Origin of the sequence: Pseudomonas edaphica (assembly GCF_005863185.1) — a bacterium.
Lineage (GTDB): Bacteria > Pseudomonadota > Gammaproteobacteria > Pseudomonadales > Pseudomonadaceae > Aquipseudomonas > Aquipseudomonas edaphica.
The window spans coordinates 1-3,898 of sequence record NZ_VBVZ01000568.1; the positions used below are offsets into that span (position 1 = coordinate 1).

General features: G+C 61.1%; 2 protein-coding genes and 1 pseudogene. 1 reads left to right on the forward strand and 2 read right to left on the reverse strand.

What is annotated here, in order from left to right; all coding sequences use genetic code 11:
* Positions 1 to 102 precede the first annotated feature (102 nt).
* The gene (gene quiC, locus FEM54_RS26640) at positions 103 to 2,004 is read right to left on the reverse strand and encodes a 3-dehydroshikimate dehydratase QuiC (RefSeq protein WP_099547608.1); all 1,902 of its coding nucleotides are present in this window, start codon (positions 2,002 to 2,004) and stop codon (positions 103 to 105) included.
* A gap of 210 nt (positions 2,005 to 2,214) precedes the next feature.
* Between quiC and FEM54_RS26645 the strand changes: the two genes are divergently transcribed.
* Positions 2,215 to 3,549 carry an MFS transporter gene (locus FEM54_RS26645; RefSeq protein ID WP_017139332.1) on the forward strand — a complete coding sequence of 445 codons (1,335 nt, stop codon included), beginning with the start codon at positions 2,215 to 2,217 and terminating at the stop codon, positions 3,547 to 3,549.
* A 1-nt stretch (position 3,550) separates the two neighbouring features.
* Here the strand turns inward: FEM54_RS26645 and FEM54_RS26650 are convergent.
* Positions 3,551 to 3,898 (reverse strand): annotated as a pseudogene (locus FEM54_RS26650) (DMT family transporter); the annotation flags it as partial.

The window sequence follows — 3,898 nt, forward strand, 5'->3', positions numbered from 1 at the left end:
GAGGTCGGGGGTCAGGGTCATGGTGCGCTCACGGCCATTTTTGTTGTGCAGGCGGCGATTATGGGCCGAGGCGCTTCCCGAAGGAAGCACCTGACCCGGCCGTTATAAACGCGCCTGACGTGCCGCACCGCTGCGCGATTTGGCCATCGCCGCCAGGCGCACCGCCACGTTGGCCGCGCCATACCCGGCGTAACCGTTCTTACGCTGGATAATCTCGAAGAAAAACCGCCCCTCAAAAGCCTCGGTGTACACATGAAACAACTCACCGCCCTGAGCGTCACGGTCGTACAACACGTTGTAGTACGCCAGTTCGCTGAGGAACTCATCGTCGAAATCAAACCGTGCAGCCAGGTCGTCGTAGTAGTTGAGCGGGATATCCAGTAACGGCACGCCGGCCGCTTTGGCGCGGCTGACCTCGGCGAAAATATCCGCGCAGTCAAAAGCAATGTGGTGCACGCCCGAACCACGATAACTCGACAGCGCGTGGGAAATTGCCGTGTTGCGGTTCTCGGAAATATTCAGCGGCAAGCGGATCGAGCTGCAACGGCTGCGCAACGCTCGGCTTTTCACCAGGCCATAAGGGTCGGGCAGCACCACTTCGTCATCGGCTTCGAAATCCAGCAGGCTCTTGTAGAACAGCACCCAACTGTCGAGGCTGTCGGCCGGCAAGGCCATGGCCATATGGTCGATGCGCAGCAGGCCGCCGCTGGACGCCGTTGCCGCTTGCAAGTTGAAGTCGGTGTCGTACAGCGCGCCCTCGGCAGGGTCGACCAGATAAATCAGGCTGCCATCTGGCGCACGCACCGCCGCCAGCTCCAGCTCGTTAGGCCCGACCAGCCCGCGATACGGCTGGCCTTTGTAGGCCACGGCCCGCTCCAGCGCCTTGGCGCTGTCCTTGACCCGAATCGCCGTGGCGCACAACGACGGGCCGTGGGCTTCGAAAAAGTTGTGGGCAAACGAATAGGGTTCACAGTTGAGGATCAGGTTGATATCACCCTGACGCAGCAGGCTCACGCTCTTGGAACGGTGCTGGCCCGCCTTGACGAACCCCAGGCGCTCCAGCCAGTGGGTCAGCTTGGCACCGAGGCTTTCATCCACGGCAAACTCGAGGAATTCGATGCCGTTGTATTCGCTGGCTGCCGGGGTATCAAACAGAATCTCGACGGGCTGAGCCGGCGCCTCCTGCTTGAGGCGTTCACGGGTTTTCTCTTCCAGGTACAGCAGCGAACGCAAGCCATCCGCCGCATTCGCGCGGGTGGGTGCGGCGCGGAAACCGTCGTTGAAAATCTCCAGGGACAACGGCCCGGTGTAGCCACTTTTGATGATCGGCGCGAGAAAACCTGCCAGGTCAAATTCGCCCTGCCCCGGGAAACAGCGGAAATGCCGGCTCCACTCCAGCACATCCATGGCCAGGACCGGCGCGTCGGCCATTTGCACAAAGAAGATCTTGTCGCCGGGAATGTCGGCGATGCCGCTAGGATCGCCCTTGAGCGACAGCGTGTGGAAGCTGTCGAGCAACACGCCCAGGTTTGGATGATCGACCTGGCGCACCAGGTTCCACACCTGCTGCCAGGTGTTCACATGTTTGCCCCAGGCCAGCGCTTCATAGCCGATACGCAAACCACGGCGACCGGCGTGCTCGGCCAGCAAGCTGAGGTCATCGAGCAAAATGCGCTCATCGCCCACGCAATCTGCCGAGGCATTGCTGCACACCAGCACCAGGTCGGTGCCCAGCTCCTGCATCAAATCGAATTTGCGTTCGGCGCGCTCCAGGTTGCGCGCCAGCCGGTCGCGGCGGCATCCTTCAAAGTCGCGGAACGGCTGGAACAAGGTGATGGCAATGCCCAGGTCGGCGCACATCTGCCTAACTTCCCGCGGGCTGCCGTCGTAATACAACAGGTCGTTCTCGAAGATCTCAACCCCGTCGAACCCGGCAGCGGCGATGGCTTCGAGCTTCTCCGGCAGGGTGCCGCTCAAGGAAACAGTGGCAATGGAACGTTGCATGGGCGACTCCCGGCAGTTTTTATTTGCAGCAAATTATTGGCCCCTAGCCTACACCCAGCAATTAAAATGTACGAACCGGTTAGTTTTTCGTGCGATTACCGAACACTATGCCCTGTTGGCGAATTGACGACTTTTTAACCACTGCGCACCATCGAACCTGCACCAAGACCCAGAACACACCATAAAAATTTCAAAAACGGGTACGACCTCATGCCTTCGCAAAACTCCGCTCTGGCCGCGCGCCCGGGCAACCCGCACGCCGGCATCGGCGACAAGATCCGTGGCGCCATGGCCGTGGGTAAAACGCGCTGGGGCATGCTGGCCCTGGTGTTCTTCGCCACCACCCTGAACTACATCGACCGCGCCGCCCTGGGCGTGATGCAACCGATCCTGGCCAAAGAGATGAGCTGGACGGCGATGGACTACGCCAACATCAACTTCTGGTTCCAGGTCGGTTATGCCATCGGTTTTGTGCTGCAAGGCCGGCTGATTGACCGTGTGGGCGTGAAGCGCGTGTTCTTCTGCGCCGTGCTGCTGTGGAGCCTGGCCACCGGCGCCCACGGCCTGGCCACCTCGGCGGTGGGCTTTATGGTCTGCCGCTTTATCCTCGGCCTGACCGAAGCCGCCAACTACCCGGCGTGCGTCAAGACTACGCGTTTGTGGTTCCCGGCCGGTGAGCGCGCAGTGGCCACCGGCATCTTCAACGCCGGCACCAACGTCGGCGCGATGATGACCCCAATGCTGCTGCCGCTGATCCTGCACGTGTGGGGCTGGCAGGCGGCGTTCCTGTGCATGTCGGCACTCGGCGCGATCTGGCTGGTGTTCTGGGGGTTGAAGTACTACAACCCGGAAGACCATCCGACCGCCAAACAATCCGAATTGGACTACGTGCAACAGGAAGCCGAACCCGAGCAACCAAGCGTGCCGTTCAGCCGCATCCTGCGCATGCGCGGCACCTGGGCCTTCGCCCTCGCCTACGCCATGACCGCGCCGGTGTTCTGGTTCTACCTGTATTGGCTGCCGCCGTTCCTGAACCAGCAATACAACCTGGGCATCAACGTGACCCAGATGGGCATCCCGCTGATCATCATTTACCTCACCGCCGACTTCGGCAGTGTGGGCGGCGGGATCCTGTCGTCATTCCTGATCGGCCGCGGGATGAATGCGATCAAGGCGCGGCTGTTGTCGATGCTGCTGTTTGCCTGCTGCATCGTTGGCGTGATCATGGCTGCCGGTTCCAGCCAGCTGTGGGTTGCAGTGTTCGCCATTTCCCTGGCGATCGGCGCGCATCAGGCCTGGACTGCCAATATCTGGAGCCTGGTGATGGACTACACGCCCAAGCACATGATGAGCACGGTGTTCGGTTTCGGCGGCATGTGCGCGGCCATCGGCGGCATGTTCATGACCCAGGTCGTCGGGCACATCCTTACCGTGACCAACAACAACTACACCGTGTTGTTCACCCTGATCCCGGCGATGTATTTCATTGCGCTGACCTGGATGTACTTCATGGCGCCGCGCAAGATTCCCACAGTCGACGTGTAACTCACCGCCGCCGCTGCTGCCAGGCAGCGGCCAGCCCGCTCATGCAGATCACCCCGATGCCGACCACCGTGGTCACGTCGGGGGTATGGCTGAACACCAACCAACCCAACAATCCCGCAAACACGATCTGGCAATAGCCAAACGGTGCCAGCAAGGCTGGCGCCGCGAAGCGGAACGCCTGGGTCAGCATCAAGTGCGCGGTCATGCCGCAAGTGCCCAGCGCCAGCATCAAACAGGCATGCCACAACGTCGGGACCTGCCAGAAGAACGGCACCAGCGCGCTCATCACCAAGGTATTGCACAGCCCGGCGAAGAAGTTGCTGGTTGTCGGTGTGTCGTATTGGCTGAG